The organism is Cardiobacteriaceae bacterium TAE3-ERU3 (genome assembly GCA_019218315.1).
Taxonomy (GTDB): Bacteria; Pseudomonadota; Gammaproteobacteria; order Cardiobacteriales; family Cardiobacteriaceae; genus JAHUUI01.
The window spans coordinates 262,403-277,604 of record JAHUUI010000001.1 but is presented as its reverse complement, the minus strand read 5'-3'; the positions used below and the strand labels follow the sequence as shown (position 1 = coordinate 277,604).

The following is a 15,202-nucleotide window of genomic DNA, read 5'->3' as shown; positions in this document are numbered from 1 at the left end:
CTGCGCATGGCAGGCTTCTCATTAGGACGTTATTAAAAGTTAGTGATCGCTGGCTTTGCTTGCGCCAAGGCCAGTCATTGAGCGCACGTATTGCGCTTCGAAGGCGGCTCGGTCAATTTCAGCACGGGCAGATTTATCGCTGATCGAGACAATCCAAGCAACAATGAATGCGGTCGGGATTGAGAACAGCGCCGGGTTTTTATATGGGAAGATAGCAGCGTCGTGATGCATAACCGCAACCCATACAGTCGGGCCGAGCACGATCAGTACTGCTGCTGTAATCAAACCCGCGAAACCACCGACCACGGCCCCGCGTGTTGTCAGTCCTTTCCAGAACATAGAGAGGAACAGAATCGGGAAGTTTGCTGATGCGGCAACGGCGAATGCCAAGCCAACCATGAAGGCGATATTTTGCTTTTCAAAGGCGATACCAAGAATGATGGCGATTACACCGAGGAAAAGTACGGTGATGCGTGAAACGCGCAGCTCTTCTTTTTGCGTAGCCTTGCCTTTTTTAATGACGGAGGCATAGAGATCGTGACTGACGGCTGATGCACCAGAGAGCGTCAAACCCGCGACCACGGCGAGGATGGTGGCGAAAGCCACGGCTGAAATAAAGCCGAGGAACAAGTTGCCGCCGACTGCTTCAGAAAGGTGGATTGCCGCCATATTGTTGCCGCCGATCATTTCATAAACAGTGGTTTCACCAGAAATAACCGGGGTGAAAAAGTGTGGGTTATCTTTGGTGACGAGCATGATCGCGCCGAAGCCAATGATGAACGTCAGGATGTAGAAGTAGCCGATAAAGCCGGTGGCAACGAAGACGGACTTACGCGCTTCTTTTGCATCTGGCACAGTGAAAAAGCGCATTAGGATGTGCGGTAAGCCGGCGGTGCCGAGCATTAGGGCAAGCCCAAGCGATATGGCATCAATCGGGTTGGATACGAGCCCGCCTGGTGCCATGATGGCTGTGCCTTTGTCGTGGATTTCAGTTGCCTGACGGAACATCTCTTCCGGGCTGAAGCCGACCATGTACATGACCATAATCGCCATGAATGTTGCGCCAGAAAGCAGCAATACGGCTTTGATCATTTGTACCCAAGTGGTTGCGAGCATGCCACCAAACAATACATAGAGCACCATCAGCGTACCGACGATGGCAACTGCCCAAAGGTATTGCATACCAAACAGAAGCTGGATCAGCTTACCTGCACCGACGATCTGCGCAATGAGGTAGAGCAGCACCACAATTAGCGTACCGGATGCAGCAAAAATGCGTACTGGTGTTTGCGAAAAGCGGTAGGAGGCAACGTCAGCGAAGGTATATTGCCCAAGGTTACGGAGGCGTTCGGCGATCAGGAACAAGACAATTGGCCAGCCGACAAGGAAGCCGGTTGAGTAGATCAAGCCGTCGTAGCCAGAGGTGAATACCAGTGCAGAAATGCCGAGAAATGATGCTGCAGACATATAGTCGCCAGCGATGGCCAAGCCATTTTTAAAGCCGGAAATACCTCCACCTGCGGTATAGAAGTCACTGGCTGTCTGGTTCTTTTTTGATGCCCAATAAGTGATGTACAGCGTAGCGGCGACGAACAAGAAAAACATCACAATTGCCGCAACGTTTAGCGGCTGCTTTTTGACTTCGCCAGTGATGGCATCAGCTAATGCTGCATTGGCAGCGAATGTGGCTGCGATGGTGAGTAACAGTTTGCTCATGATAAATCCTCCGTTTCGCGGATGGCTTCGCGGGTCAGGCGGTCGAACTCGCCGTTGGCCTTGTATACATATATGCCGGTGATGGCAATGGCGAAGAAAATGACAAACAAACCGGCATAAATACCCCATGTTGTGATGCTACCGGGGCTAACTGATGCCGCAAATGTCTCAGGGCTGATGCCGATATAGCCGATATAAGAAAAATAAACGATGAGCATGAGTGCGGTAAACGTCCAACCCAGAGTGGCTTTTTTGCGCGCCATGCGCTGGAAAGTCGGGTTGGCGAGGATACGTTCAGCTTGTGTGCTTTCCATAGTGACTCCTGATGTTAATTATTAACTTATAATAACTTTATATGAAGATTATCACCATGGATTAATAGTTGCAAATATCGCACCATATTATTAATCAAGGTATTGAGTAATAAGGTGAAGATGTTGCTGGATGCCGATGGGGATACGAGTCAGAGGCAAGAGTTAGTTATTATGATTTGTGTGTTGGGTCTTCGCAGCGTGCCAGCTGTGATACCTAATAAAACGGAATATAACGAGATGAATACAAATGTAAATTTTAACTTTGACGATTTATTTCGCCATTGATCGCTAAACCCTTAAGCAGCAGGTTTAGCGATCAATTATTGCACTTGCCGTCCATCGCGGATCATGGCGATGGTGCTGTGAATAATGCTTGGTATGTAGGTATTGAGCACGGGAGCGCCGGGTCTTTTAGGGCACATTAGGTGGTCGATGATGCCGCTTAGGGTAACGCCGAGGTGGATTTGTGCCCATTGTGGGTCAATATCTACCTGAATTTCACCGCGTTCGCTGCTGTTTTTGATGGCAACAGCAATAGCATTCGTCCACATGTCGCGATAGTTGACGAAAATAGCCTGAATATCGGGGTGTAGCGGCTCACTTTGCACAATACGACTGAATCGGCTCTTATCTGGGCTGGTTTGTAGTTCAGTAAGGAAATTGATGAGAATTTCGGCGAGATGATCCCATGTGTTGACTTGATTGACGATGGTATTTAATTGCTCACGGAAGTTGGCGATGTGCCTTTCCGAGAGTTCGTTAAATAGTTCGCTTTTGTTTTTAAAATGCCAGTAGAACGCGCCGCGTGTCACACCTGCAGCTTTTGCAATGTCGGCAAGGGTGGTTTTTTCGTAGCCTTGTTCGTCAAAAAGCTTGAGTGCTGCTTCGAGGAGATCCTGACGGGTTTGCTCGGCTTCGGCTTTGGTTCGGCGCATAGTGTTCTCCTTGAAGATGGCAACTTTTGTGCAGTGCTGCGATGGTGTTTTATTCAGGATAGGTCAGAGCTGAAAGCGATATTTTAAGTACCTTATCTTACAGCTGTGCTGACCTTTCGGCGGCTAGTATAACAAAATAAAATGCAACATACATCCATGAATGTATGTATAATAGCGACATTCAATTATGGTTGGTGGCTTGTCTGTGCCTGCATTGCGGTGCATATGTTGCTGATTATGTTGCTTTTTGGTTTTGATTGGGTAATCTTTTGTTCATGCTGAGATACCGATAGAAATGGAGTTGTTATGAATCGGAAATGGGTAGGTAATGCGCTGGGTGCACTGTTAGCCATTGTGCTGCTGGCGGGTTGCAATGATGAAAAGAATAACGAAGCCGGTGGGCAGGAAGCACAGCCGGCTCAGCCAGCCGCTCAACAGATGCCGCCGCCCAAGGTTGGTGTGGTTAAAGTCGAGCCACAAGCGATTACGTTGTACGAAAATTTACCGGGTCGCCTCGAGGCGTCTCGTGAGGCTGTGGTGCGTGCACGGGTCGATGGTATCGTCGAGCAGCGTGTGTTCCGTGAAGGTGCGAAGGTTAAGGTTGGTGATCTGCTTTATAAAATAGACGATGATATGTACCGCGCAGCATTGGCTTCAGCTGAAGCGCAGAAGGCACAGGCCGTCGCATCACGTAATATGGCTCGCTCGACGGTGCAACGCTATGCGCCGCTGGTCAAAGCCAAGGCGATTTCGCGCCAGCAATACGAGCAGGCGCGTTCGGAAGAGCAGGTTGCACAAGCCAATATTAATGCAGCGCAAGCCGCGATTCATCAGGCGCAAATTCGTCTTGACTATGCTGATGTCACTGCGCCAATTGATGGGCGCATCGGTAAGGCACTGGTGACAGAGGGTTCTCTGGTCTCAGCTGCACAAGGTACAGAGTTGGCGCGTATCCAGCAAACCAATCCGCTTAATGTGACGATTTCGCAGTCGGCGAGCAAGGTGATGATGCTCAAGCGTGCACTGGCTGATGGCAGCGTGCAACAAGCGCCGGATCAGCTGGCAGTCGATATTCTGCTCGACGATGGTACGCCGTATCCGCAGCAGGGCAAGTTATTGTTTTCCGATCAGACGGTCGATCCATCGACTGGCGAGATTACGATTCAGGCGGAAGTGCCCAATCCTGATGATTTGCTGTTGCCGGGGTTATATGTGCGGGTGAAATTGCCGACTGCTCAGCTTGAGCAGGCATTTTTAGTGCCGCAGCAGGCAGTGACGCGTGGAGATCGTGGCAATACAGTGTTAGTCGTTAATGAGGACAATACTTTTGCGCCGCGTATGGTCTCGATTGAGCAGGCGCAGGGCAATCGCTGGGTCGTGACCAGCGGCCTGAACGCAGGCGATACGATTATTGTCGATGGGCAAATGGGATTGCGCGGTGCGACCAAGGTCAATCCTGTGCCGTGGCAGGGCGAGGGCAATGCTGCAAATGCTGCTGGCGGGCAAGCTGCCCCCGATGAAAAAGCGGGTGCAAAAGCCGATGCAAAAGCGGGTGCAAAAGCCGATGCAAAGGCTGCACAACCATCTGCTGACAGCGCACAATAGGGAAGTTTTATGGCCAAGTTTTTTATCAGACGACCCATCTTTGCATGGGTAGTGGCGATTTTTATCATTATTGCCGGTGCGGTGTCGCTGACGCAGTTACCCGTTGAGCAATATCCGAGCGTTGGTGCGACCAAGATTTCGGTGAGTACATTTTATCCCGGCGCAACTGCGCAGGTGCATCAGGACGCAGTGCTGACCGTCATTGAGCGTGAGATGAACGGCATCGAAGGGCTCGATTACATGGAATCCTCGGCCAATGCCAATGGCAGCGGCTCGCTGTCGATGACGTTTAAAAGTGGTACTGATTCGAATATTGCACAAGTTGACGTGCAGAACCGCCTCGCACGTGCCGAGCCGCGCCTGCCTGAAGTGGTGCGCCGCAACGGTGTGACGGTGAGCAAGTCGCAGTCGAACTTTTTGCTCTTTACCATGCTCTATGCGGAAGAAGGTTCGCCGCTGAGTATTGATGAAGTCAGCGATTACGCGGTGCGCAATATCCAGCCGGAATTGCAGCGCGTTGATGGCGTTGGTACCGTGCAGGTGTTTGGCTCTGAGCGTGCGATGCGTATCTGGGTTGATCCTGAAAAGATGCGAGGCTTTGGGCTCAATATCGGCGACATCAATCAAGCAATCCAAAGCCAGAATACGCAGATTCCGGCGGGCAGTATCGGTGAGTTGCCGGCTGTGAATGATCAGACATACACCGCTTCCTTGACCGTGCCGGGGCAAATTTCCTCTACCGAGGGCTTTGGCAATATCGTCCTGCGCAGTGAGTTGGGCGGCGCAACCGTACGTTTGCGCGACGTGGCGCGTATTGAGCTGGGGCGCCAGCAATACGCAACATCGGCGTATGTTAACGGCAAGCCGGCAGTGGGCCTTGGCGTGCAATTGGCGACCGGCGGTAATGCGGTTTCGGCTGCCGAAGGTATTCACGAGAAAATGGCCGAACTGGAAAAGTATTTCCCGAACGGCATGGGCTGGAGCATTCCTTACGACAGCTCGAAGTTCGTCGATATTTCGATTGAAAAGGTATTTCATACCCTGATCGAGGCGATTGCACTGGTGTTTATCGTCATGTATCTGTTCTTGCAGAACATCCGCTACACCATCATCCCGACGATTGTCGTGCCGATTTCCCTGCTTGGTGCGGTGGCGCTGATGATTCCGCTCGGTATGTCGATCAACGTACTGACGATGTTTGCGATGGTGCTGGTCATTGGTATCGTCGTCGATGACGCGATTGTCGTGGTCGAGAACGTCGAGCGCCTGATGGAGGAAGAAAAGCTGTCGCCATTTGACGCAGCGATGAAAGGCATGGGGCAGATTTCCGGCGCGGTGATCGGTATTACCGTGGTGTTGATTTCAGTGTTTGTGCCGTTGGCGTTCTTCCCCGGTGCGACCGGTAACATTTACCGCCAGTTTGCGCTGGTCATGGCAGCTGCGATCGGCTTTTCTGCATTCATGGCGCTGTCACTGACGCCTGCTTTGTGTGCGACGTTCCTCAAGCCGCCCAAGCACGAGGAGAAAAAAGGCTTTTTTGGTCTGTTTAACCGTGGGGTAAAGCGCACAACCAAAGGCTACGAGCGCTTTTTGACCAAGCTGATTCGCCGTAGCTATTTCATGATGGCGGTGTTTGCCGCGTTGACGGCAGGCAGCCTGTGGGTATTCTCGCAATTGCCTGGCGGCTTCCTGCCTTCTGAAGATCAGGGAGCATTGGTGCTGAGTATGCAGTTGCCTTCCGGTGCAACCGCTGAGCGTACCGATGAAGTGATGCGTCAGGCCGAGCAGATTGTCCTGTCGCAAAAAGAAGTCGCGGACATGGTGAGTATCGAAGGCTTCAGCTTTTCCGGCAGTGGGCAGAACATGGGGCTGGCCTTCATTACCCTGAAAGACTGGAGCGAGCGCGCGGCTGACGGTGAAGATGCCGACTCGTTGTCGCAACGCCTGAACGGTATGTTGTATGGCGGTATTCATGAGGCGATGGTGTTTGTCATCAACCTGCCGGCCTTGCCTGAACTCGGCGGCGCGGGCGGCTTTAACGTGCGCCTCGAAGCGCGTAACGGGCAGGATCACAAAGCGCTGGTACAGGCGCGCAACATGCTGCTTGGTATGGCGTCGCAAAGCCCGAAGCTGACTCAGGTGCGCCCGAGTGGTCTGGAAGATGCGCCGCAGCTCGAAATCAACATCGACCGCGACGCAGCAGCGACTCAAGGTGTCTCGCTTGCGGCAATTGCACAAACCTTGTCCGCCTATCTCGGCTCAAGCTATGTTAGCGACTTCCCCAATCAGGGGCGTATGCAGCGCGTTGTGGTGCAGGCCGATGCCAAAGCGCGGATGCAGCCGGAAGACGTGATGGCTCTGACGGTACCAAACAACAGCGGCCAGTTGGTCTTGCTGGGTAGTGTGGCGACGATGTCGTGGGTCGATGGCCCGATGCAGCTCAGCCGTTACAACGGTTATCCGTCGATGGCACTGTCCGGCAGTGCCGCGCCGGGATTGAGCAGTGGCGCGGCGATGGCAGAAATGGAGCAGCTTGCTGCACAATTGCCGCCGGGCTTTGCGCTGGAATGGACCGGAAAATCGCTTGAGGAGCAACGCGCCGGTGCGCAATCGACAATTCTGTACGCGTTCTCGGTGCTGGCGATTTTCCTCTGCCTTGCCGCATTGTACGAAAGCTGGTCGATACCGTTTGCGGTTCTGCTGGTTATCCCGCTGGGCTTCCTCGGCGTGGTGCTGGGCAACTGGCTACGCGGTATGGACAACGACATCTATTTTCAGGTTGGCCTGATTACCGTGATGGGTCTGTCGGCGAAAAACGCAATTCTGATTATCGAGTTTGCCAAGGATTTGCAGGCTGAAGGGCGTAGCCGTGTTGCCGCCGCACTGACCGCCGCGCATCTGCGCTTCCGCCCGATCATCATGACCTCGATTGCGTTTATCGCGGGCGTTATACCGCTGTTCTTCGCAACCGGCGCAAGCTCGGCGAGCCAGCGTGCAATCGGAACAAGCGTGCTTTCGGGCATGGCGATTGGTACACTGTTGTCCATCATTCTGGTGCCGATTTTTTACGTTGTCGTTCGTAAGATGTTCAAAGGCAAACAACCACATCAAGCGCAATTACCTGCGCCCGTCGAGGAGAAATAACATGCACATAACCAAACCCCGTTCAATGCGTCTTGCCGTATTGCCGCTGGCGATTTTCCTCGGCGCATGTTCGACCATGACCCCGTACCAGCAGCCGGATGTGCCATTCAGCGAACGCTGGATAGATGCGTCGCTCAGCGAGCAGCAGGGTGACAGCGGCGTTACCGCCGCTGCACTCGGCTGGCGCGAATACTTTCGCGATCCGCGCTTGCAGGCATTCATCGAATCGGCACTGAAAAACAACCACGACTTGCGCAAAGCGGCATTGAACACGCAGATCGTGCAAGCACAGCACGGCATCACCTACGCCAACCTGCTGCCGACAGTCGGTAGCAACGGCGGTATGCAGCGCAGCCGCAGTGCGCGCGACCTCAGCCCGCTGGGGCGCTCGACCATCAGCGAAAACTATCAGGTCGGGCTCGGCATTTCCGGCTATGAACTCGATTTCTTTGGCCGTGTACAAGCGATGAGTGAAGCCGCGCTGAACCGCTATTTTGCGACCCGCGAAGCACACGATGCCGCGCAACTGTCGATTATCTCGGCTGTCGCCAAGACGTACTATCAAGCGCGTATCGCACAAGAGCTGATGGCGTTGTCGGAAAAAGTCTATAAATCGCGTGAAGAAAGCCTGCGCCTCGCCAAGCTGCAATATGACGCCGGCGTGATTTCTGCGATTGCCTTGCGTGGGGTTGAAAGCCAGATTGAAACCGCCAAAGCGGACTATGCCGCACAAAAGCGCAATGCCAAGCAAGCGCTCAACGCCTTGAGTTTGCTGATTGGTCAGCCGGTATCGGCGATGCAGCTGCCGCCCGCTACCGCACTCGATGAACAATTTGCCGACATTCGCACACCGGCCAATATACCGTCTGCTGTACTCGCCAACCGCCCGGATATCCGCGAAGCCGAATACCAGCTTAAAGCCGCCAATGCCGATATCGCCGCCGCCCGTGCGGCATTTTATCCGTCGATTACCCTCACCGGTAACGCCGGATTTGCCAGTACCGAACTCGGCAATCTGTTTGATGGCGGCAACCTGATGTGGTCGTTTGCGCCAAAAATCAATCTGCCGATATTTGATGGTGGTCGTCGCCAGGCGAACCTGAAAATCAACGAATTGCAGCAGCAAATACTGGTTGAGGATTACCAGCAAACCGTGCAATCGGCGTTTACTGACGTTGCTGATGCGCTGTTTGCACGGCAAAGCCTCGCTGAGCAATACGAAGCACAGCAGCGCGGCAATCACGCCGTATCCGAACGCCTGCGTCTGGAAAATGTGCGCTTTGAAAACGGCGTATCGAGTGCGCTTGATCTGCTCGACTCGCAGCGCGAAAGCTACGGCAGCGCACAAGGCTTACTCGGCACCAAACTCAACATGCTCAACAACCTCGTCGATATCTATATTGCGATGGGCGGCGGGCTGAATGAATACGGCGTGCAGCCAATTGCAACAACCAGCAGTGCTGCAGGTGGGAACAGCGGTGCATTACAAGGGCTGGCTAATTAGGGGGATGACCATGAATCTTGCTGAGTTGAACAAAGAACTGCAAACCTATCTCGACAGCGCAACTGCGCAAATGGTTGCCGACCTTAAGCCGTTGTTGCTCGATAGCGGCATCACCTATATTGATGGCAAAAGCCGTGATGACGTCAGCTATTTCCATTTTGAATACGATTACGAATACCTCGATGTGGCCTTTTGCGCGATGGGTAAAGGTGCAGAACGTATCAGCGAAGTAGAAACGCTACCCAAAGCCGTCGCCAGTAAAGCCAATGCCGACAGCGAATGGACGGCCTTTATGCCGGAACCCATTTGGGATGCCGTGGTCGCATTTGAAGAAAGCGATGATTTTGATGACGACGCGGAAGATGAGCTCGACGCATACCATCTCGAACGCTGCCGCATTTTCGAGCAATGGTTCTGCGCTTGCTGGAAGCAGTCAGTTGAAGAAACCGGTGTGAATGTCGCAGCGTATTTCTCCGTCCACGACAGCTATTTCAAAACCGATTTGAATACGCTGAAGGAAGTTACCAGCGATGACATTGCTTAAAGAGTAAACAGCCATTCAACCATAAAGCAAAAGCCCTGCGATTGCAGGGCTTTTTGTGGGCTTATGAATCGAAGTTTTTGCTTTGCAGGCGGCTCGCAGCGTAAATAGCAATCAGCGAGATAATGCCGGTGAAGATGATATATACAGCGATTGGTACGTAGGATTGGTCAAACTCACGCAGCAGAAATTCTGCGACCAACGGCGCGGTGCCGCCGGCAACTGCTGCACCAATCTGGTAGCCGAGGGTGATGCCGGTGTAGCGCACGTTGGTGCTGAATATTTCTGAAAACATGGTGCCGAGGACGGCCGTAATCGGTGCCCAGATGATGCCGAGGCCGATGACTGTGGCAACGATCAGCAGGGTGAACGAGCCGCTTTGCAGTAGCCAGAAGTATGGGAAGGCGTAGGCCATCATCATCAGGGTGCCGCCGATATAGACCGGTTTACGCCCGACTTTGTCCGATAATTTACCCATCAGTGGAATGAGGAATGTGGTGATGATCACAGCAATCGTCACGGCATTGAAGGTTTCGGTGCGGGTGAAATGCAGATTCTTGGTTGCATAGCCGATGATGAATACCGCCATGATGTAAAACGGCGCGGTTTCGACGAATTTTGCGCCGATGGCAATCAGTACTTCGCGACGATGGGTACGCAGGGTTTCGAACAGTGGTACTTTGGCGATGTCGCCTTTGGCGCGGTTTTCACGGAAGGCTGGCGTTTCGTCGATGCCTTTGCGGATCCACAGGCCGACAAAGACGAGCACGGCACTGAGTACAAACGGTACGCGCCAGCCCCAGCTGATGAATTGGTCATCCGGCAAGAGTGACATGACAGTGAGGGCAAGCGTGGCAAGCAACATGCCGATGGTGACGCCAGTTTGCGGAATACTGCCAAAGAAGCCGCGCTTCTCGGCTGGTGCGTATTCAACAGCCAGCAACATCGCGCCACCCCATTCGCCACCAATGCCAAGCCCTTGCATCAGGCGCAAGATGACCATGATGATTGGTGCAGCAATGCCGATAGCCTGATAGGTTGGCAATAATCCCATGAGCACAGTTGCGCCGCCCATCAATGATAGGGTCATAACCAGCGTTTTTTTGCGCCCGATTTTGTCGCCAATGTGGCTGAAAATAATGCCACCAAATGGGCGAATAAAGAATGATAAGGCGAAAGAGAGGTAGGCAAGCATAGTGCCGACCGCTGGATCTTCGCTGGGGAAGAATAGGTCGCTGAATACGAGTGCGGCAACGGTGCCGTAGAGGAAGTAATCAAACCATTCAATGGCGCTGCCGATAAGGCTCGCCATGAGGACGCGGCGAGTGAGTTTTTTGTTTGTCATTTAGGTATCCTGTAGAAGCAATGAAGCCGCACTGTTGTAGTGCGGCTTCAGTTGAGGTGGTGTATTAAGCGTTATTAGTTGCTTTATTTTTTGCCGCGATGTCTGCTGCGGCTGTGTAAAGTACGTCGGTCGAGGAGTTAAGCGCGGTTTCAGCGCTATCTTGCAAGACGCCAATGATGAAACCAATGCCAACGACTTGTGCTGCGACGCTGTCGTCAATCCCAAACAGGCTGCACGCCATGGGTATGAGCAGTAATGAACCGCCCGGAACGCCAGATGCACCACAGGCGCCGAGGGTGGCAAGGAAGCACAAGAGCAGCGCGGTGACAAAATGTACTTCTATGCCCATGGTATGCGTGGTTGCAAGCGTCATGATGGTGATGGTAATTGCAGCACCGCCCATGTTGATGCTCGCGCCGAGTGGAATCGAGATGCTATAGGTTTCTTCTTGCAAGCCGAGCTTGTGCGCAAGGCGCATATTGACTGGGATGTTCGCTGCTGAACTGCGCATAAAGAAGGCGGTGATGCCGCTTTCCATCAAGCAGGTGAAGACGAGTGGGTACGGGTTGCGACGGATTTTGCACCACACAATAAATGGATTGACGATCAGCGCGACAAAGACCATTGCTCCGACCAAAATAGCGAGCAAGTGTGCGTAGTTAGCGAGTTCTTTGAGCCCTGTATCAGCGATGGTCGAGGCGATCAGGCCAAAGATACCAATTGGAGCCATACGGATCACCCAGCCAACGATTTTGGTGATGATGTGTGCGGCATCGTTGAGCACAGTTTTGCTTGGTCCTTCAATATGGCGCAAAGTGAAGCCAATCAGTGCAGCCCATACGAGAATGCCGATGTAGTTACCGTTTAAAATGGCATTAACCGGATTATCAACCATGTTAAAGGCCAAGGTGGTGAGGACGACACCGAGCCCACCGGGTGGAGAAATGTCTTCTTGCGGGATGTTGAGTGAGAGTTCAACAGGCCAGATATTGCTGGCGATCACGGCGACCAGTGCAGCGGCAAATGTTCCGAGCACATACAGCAGCAAGATGGCGCGAATATTGGTTGGTTGCCCTGCGCGGTGCTGGGCGATAGCGTGTGCGACGAGGATGAAGACGAGCACCGGAGCAACCGATTTTAGTGCTTTAACGAATAGGCTGCCAAGGATGCCGACTGTCGCAGCACCTTCTGGCCATACCAGAGCAAATATGATACCGAGTATCAGCCCGACGATAATCTGCAAGACGAGGCTACCTTGCATGTAGCGCTGCATTAGGGACGACATGAAGAATCCTTTTGTTGTGAAAATTAAGAAAGAAACATCTTAGCAGATCATGCACAAATTTTAACGTTTTAAAACCATGATTTTGTAGCTGTGTTATCTGTTGTGGCGAAATAATTTATGGGTATGTTTAAAAGTATTCATTGTGCTGCAAAAGATATTGAATTGTGTAAAATATTCGGCCTTTTACACGCAATCTGCGCATTTGGTCAATGACTGGAGTAGAGACGATGAAACGTATTTGGCGAAGTATGTGCTGGGCTTCACTTTTGCTGGTGCTCGGTACGATGACGGCTTTTGCACAGCAAACAACTCAGTCATCTGTGAATTCTGGTGACAGTCAACCTTTGGATGGTAAGCATTTTAGTCAATCTGAGCAGTCTGAAGCTTATAAAGCATTGGCCGATGTGCTGGAAAATCCGCAGCAACGTGATGCGCTTATTGCCGAACTGCGCCAGCTCAGTGGGGAGCGTGGGCAGTCGCACAACGAACAGAATAAAGAGGCGGATAGCGAGGTTGTAGCGGCTAATCCAGAAGCAAAACTCGTCGAGATGGCTGAGGATAGTGATCCGGATAAGAAAAAGCACGTAGATAAAGCTGCTGAAGAGGAAGAGACGATCAATACGATTGCCAATAGTACCAAAGCGGCTGTAGTGTCTGTTTTTACGTTGCCAAAAAAGATTACCGATAAAAGCACGAGTATTGCGACCAGTGTTGGGAAAAAACTGGAGCAGAACTGGCGGGCTTTGACGCGTTTGTTCAGTACGAATTCAAACTTGCTGTCCCGTGTTAATAGCGATTATTTTTGGTCGGCTGTATTGAATCTGTCGTTGGTGATCTGTAGTGCCATTTTGCTTTACCAGGCATTGCGTTATCTGCTGCTCAAGCGAGTTAAAGGGCGGTTGGATTTTTGGGTGAAACACGGGCGGCGCTATCAGCCGATCGTGCGGCGCTTTCTCGGTGTATCAACGGCTAGCGGGCTGGATGCGCTGGCATTGGCGGTGAGTTATTTTGTGGCAAATGCCGTGGCGCTTTATATCGTCGGTGAGCGTGCGGCGATGTCTACCCAAGCATCTTTATTTATTAATGCGTTTATCGTGATAGAGCTGCTTAAAATTGGCATCCGCGTGGTGTTTTATCAAACTTATAGCGGTCTTCGCTTTTTGCCGGGTAAAGATGAGACAGCGCGTACTTGGTATCACTGGCTCAGTTCTTTGGTCAATTTGATTGGCTATGGTTATTTGGTTGCTGTGCCACTCGTTGCACATTATTTAAGCTATGCGTTGGGGCAGGCCGTTGCTACTGTCATTGCCATAGTCGCCTTTATTTATGGCGTTACGATGGTGATGGGTAATCGCAAGCAAGTAAAGCAAAGTTTGCACGATGCAAGTGTCAAGGCTCGTTCTGCAACTGCGCGGGTCTTCCTCGGCTTCTTATCAATATTTTGGCATTGGATTGCCGTTGCTTATTTCCTGATGCTTTTGGTGTTAATGCTGCTGGAAGCAAATAATGGCTTACCTTATGTGCTGAGCGGAACGCTTTATACAATTTTGATTATTGGTGGCGGATTGCTCGCATCGAGTGTGATCACTCAGATTATTGGGCATCGTATTAACTTGCCAAAAGATTGGCAGCGTATGATGCCAGGCTTTGAAAAGCGGATTAACACATATATCCCACTGTTTTTAAGGGTGGCGCACTTTATCATTTTGATGTTTGTCATCTTTGGCGTGTTGTCGTCGTGGGATGTGTTTGCATTTGGCAGTTGGCTGACCTCTGAGACGGGTAGAGCGCTAGCTGACAAGTGGATTGGCGCAGGTATTATCTTGATTGCTGCTGCCGTGGTATGGATGGTAGCGGCTGGCATGATTGAACACCGCTTGAGCCCTGATACGGGGTCAGGTAAGCCTAGTGCGCGAGCCGAGACGCTGTTGTCGCTGTTTAAAAATGGACTTGCGGTGATTATTGGCGTGATCACCGTCATGATGGTGCTGTCGCAGATTGGGGTCAATATTGGGCCATTGATTGCTGGTGCCGGGGTGCTCGGTTTGGCGATCGGTTTTGGCTCGCAGAAGTTGGTGCAAGACATCATCACCGGTATTTTTATCCAGATCGAAAATGCGATGAATACGGGTGATGTGGTCACAGTTGACGGCATTACCGGTACGGCTGAGCACATTAGTATTCGTACCGTATCACTGCGTGACGTATCCGGTACTTACCACATTATTCCGTTTTCTAATGTGACTACCGTATCAAACTATATGCGTGGCTATGCCTATCATAAAGGTGAGTATGGTATTGGCTACAATGAGGATATAGATGAAGCAGTCGAGCAGCTCAAGGCAGCATTTGATGAGCTGGCACAAGGAGAGCACAAGCATAAAATACTTGAGCCGATTACGGTATCCGGTGTTACCGAGTTAGCTGATAGCTCAGTCAATATTCGCATCTTGATCAAGACCACGCCGGGTGATCAGTGGGCTGTGGGACGTGCGTATAACCGCCTGGTGAAAATTTACTTTGACCGCGCGGGTATCGAAATTCCGTATCCGCATACCACGTTGTATTTTGGAGAGCTTAAAGATGGTAGCGCGCCTCCGGCAAACTTGCGCATCACGGATTTGCCACCGGTGACGACTACGCCCAAAAAATTACCTTCGGACATAAGTGGTGGGAAAGAAAGTGAGGTAAAGAGCAAAAACTCAATTATCTCGAAAAACAGTACTTCGGAAAATAATCAGCCTGATGTTGACGGCAGCTTGTAAATTACATTTTGCAAAGGTGCAAACGCAAGCTACAATCATGCCCAATAT

General features: G+C 51.7%; 10 protein-coding genes. 5 read left to right on the top strand and 5 right to left on the bottom strand.

Features of this window, described 5'->3' with window-relative positions; genetic code table 11:
- Positions 1-39: 39 nt before the first annotated feature.
- The 3 genes from KRX19_01265 to KRX19_01255 all read right to left on the bottom strand — a co-directional run bounded on the left by KRX19_01265 (position 40) and on the right by KRX19_01255 (position 2,965).
- Positions 40-1,716 carry a cation acetate symporter gene (locus KRX19_01265; protein ID MBV7433639.1) on the bottom strand — a complete coding sequence of 559 codons (1,677 nt, stop codon included), beginning with the start codon at positions 1,714-1,716 and terminating at the stop codon, positions 40-42.
- Positions 1,713-2,030, bottom strand: a complete 318-nt coding sequence (locus KRX19_01260; protein MBV7433638.1) for a DUF485 domain-containing protein — start codon at positions 2,028-2,030, stop codon at positions 1,713-1,715. Before KRX19_01260 ends, KRX19_01265 begins: the two co-directional genes overlap by 4 nt.
- Before the next feature lie 320 nt (positions 2,031-2,350).
- Positions 2,351-2,965, bottom strand: a complete 615-nt coding sequence (locus KRX19_01255) for a TetR/AcrR family transcriptional regulator (protein MBV7433637.1) — start codon at positions 2,963-2,965, stop codon at positions 2,351-2,353.
- A gap of 306 nt (positions 2,966-3,271) precedes the next feature.
- On the opposite strand from KRX19_01255, the gene KRX19_01250 reads away from it, so the two are divergent.
- From KRX19_01250 to KRX19_01235, 4 genes are read left to right on the top strand one after another with little or no spacing between them, the layout of a single operon-like run.
- Positions 3,272-4,570, top strand: coding sequence for an efflux RND transporter periplasmic adaptor subunit (locus tag KRX19_01250; protein ID MBV7433636.1), 1,299 nt, complete (start codon positions 3,272-3,274; stop codon positions 4,568-4,570).
- 9 nt (positions 4,571-4,579) lie between these two features.
- Positions 4,580-7,714 (top strand): efflux RND transporter permease subunit, encoded by a 3,135-nt coding sequence (locus KRX19_01245; GenBank protein ID MBV7433635.1) that lies wholly within the window; start codon positions 4,580-4,582, stop codon positions 7,712-7,714.
- Positions 7,715-7,739: 25 nt separating this feature from the next.
- Positions 7,740-9,218, top strand: coding sequence for an efflux transporter outer membrane subunit (locus KRX19_01240; protein ID MBV7433634.1), 1,479 nt, complete (start codon positions 7,740-7,742; stop codon positions 9,216-9,218).
- 10 nt (positions 9,219-9,228) lie between these two features.
- Complete coding sequence (locus KRX19_01235; GenBank protein ID MBV7433633.1) at positions 9,229-9,762, top strand: hypothetical protein; 534 nt, start codon at positions 9,229-9,231, stop codon at positions 9,760-9,762.
- A 61-nt stretch (positions 9,763-9,823) separates the two neighbouring features.
- Here the strand turns inward: KRX19_01235 and KRX19_01230 are convergent, their stop codons facing one another.
- A complete protein-coding gene (locus KRX19_01230; protein MBV7433632.1) occupies positions 9,824-11,104 on the bottom strand; it encodes an MHS family MFS transporter in 1,281 nt (426 codons plus the stop codon).
- Positions 11,105-11,168: 64 nt separating this feature from the next.
- Positions 11,169-12,377 carry a serine/threonine transporter SstT gene (gene sstT / locus KRX19_01225; GenBank protein MBV7433631.1) on the bottom strand — a complete coding sequence of 403 codons (1,209 nt, stop codon included), beginning with the start codon at positions 12,375-12,377 and terminating at the stop codon, positions 11,169-11,171.
- A 239-nt stretch (positions 12,378-12,616) separates the two neighbouring features.
- Between sstT and KRX19_01220 the strand changes: the two genes are divergently transcribed.
- Positions 12,617-15,154, top strand: a complete 2,538-nt coding sequence (locus KRX19_01220; GenBank protein ID MBV7433630.1) for a mechanosensitive ion channel — start codon at positions 12,617-12,619, stop codon at positions 15,152-15,154.
- Positions 15,155-15,202 lie beyond the last annotated feature (48 nt).